The organism is Janthinobacterium sp. CG_23.3, from assembly GCF_046115965.1.
Lineage (GTDB): Bacteria > Pseudomonadota > Gammaproteobacteria > Burkholderiales > Burkholderiaceae_D > Janthinobacterium.
In genome coordinates, this window is record NZ_JBJXIB010000261.1 from 1 (window position 1) to 1,520 (window position 1,520).

General features: G+C 51.9%; 1 protein-coding gene. It reads right to left on the reverse strand.

The features are described 5' to 3' along the window. Positions 1 to 1,421: hypothetical protein (locus ACFDR9_RS27655; protein WP_409033070.1), on the reverse strand; the 1,421-nt coding region annotated here is incomplete at its 3' end. Positions 1,422 to 1,520 lie beyond the last annotated feature (99 nt).

A 1,520-nucleotide genomic window follows, 5' to 3' on the forward strand; every position in this document is an offset into this window, starting at 1 on the left:
TACGCAAGCAAGGCCATGGCATGCTTGAGGTTCTGCTCCGGGCCTTCAACGGTAATCCTATCCCGCTTGCCGCATAGCGGCTGAACAGTCACGATATTTTCAGCAATTTGCAAGCCTAGCGGAACACCGCCAAATGGATTTCCGTCATCGTCCTTCATATAAATATCGGGCTCTCCGTTTCCCTTAAGCATGAAAGCGTCAAAAATCCAATGCACGCCCAAGAAAACGCGGCTCAAACCGTTTTCTTGAATCATTTGCCATAAACCGCCGGGGAATGTGCGGACAATTTTCGGCCTTACCGTACCGGTATTATCCATACTGATGCCATTGAGTTCATCGGAAGTGATGTCAAGGCCTACCAGAAGCTTGTCGTCGCATATGCTATTTTTTCTGTACAAACCACCCTCCTCATAAAAGAGCCGAGTTATATGGAAAGCTGCTGCGCCGAACGATGCATGTCCCGACGGATATGCCGGAAAGGCGGGTGTGAAATTCTTTGCTATACGGTTGGTATTGGGCGCACCCAAAGGCAACCAGAAAGGATCGCCTGCTGATGTATCTTCTCGCACGCCGAGCACGGGACGCCAAAACTCGTACCTATATTTGTGCTCCCATGCCAGGATGCCAGCGTCAGCCATTGCCACATTAACAAAAGCGAATAGCCTGGCGTTATCAGAAACGGAGTTGCACTTTCTCATGGCAATCTTACGGATTATTTTGTTATATAAGCGTGGCGGCGTACCCAGGTTTGCCACGCCGTCATAGGCCCAGAATATACCGATGATTGTTTCCTCCGGGGTTCTACCTACAATACCGGCAGGAAGCGTTCCCATCAAATCTGGCTTGATTCCTTTCCCCCTCACTTGCGCCAAAGCTTTCCTATACGCATCAGTATTCGGCTTCGGTGGCTCTGCGAGTTCGAACCGCTGAGAAATGCCAAAGCCTTTCGAGAGTTTTCCATACTCCGCTGAATATGTTCCCTGGCCGGGGTTGTCGGGGTCGGGCCGATGTTTTCCAGGGCCGGTCGCGGGTCTATACGAGCCCGCCGCAGCGTCCGGATCGCCCGATCTGTCCTCCAAAATACTGCAGGCAACCTCGTTGCCGAATTCATATGAGCCCCTGGATTTTTCATCCAGTTTTCCATCGTCTACTTTTGCGAGGATAGCGTCGAAAAATTCCGTTTGACTAGGGTATAAAACTGACAAGGTTCTATGCGCCGCGGCGGATACCGCCAATTCTGCCGATAAATCAGCATCGGGTGGAGAACACCCCATATAACTAGGGAGTAACTTCTCGTCGTTGACGACTCCAGCGTAGGCGTCGTACATCGCCAAATGAACGATGGCCAAGGCGCGGGAACTCAGTGTCGGGCCGCGCTGCTCGCCTTGGTTATTTGTATGACTACGCCGATCGGCTTCCAAAGAAATTTCGTGACTGTTCAGCCGCTATGCGGCAAGCGGGATAGGATTACCGTTGAAGGCCCGGAGCAGAACCTCAAGCATGCCATGGCCTTGCTTGCG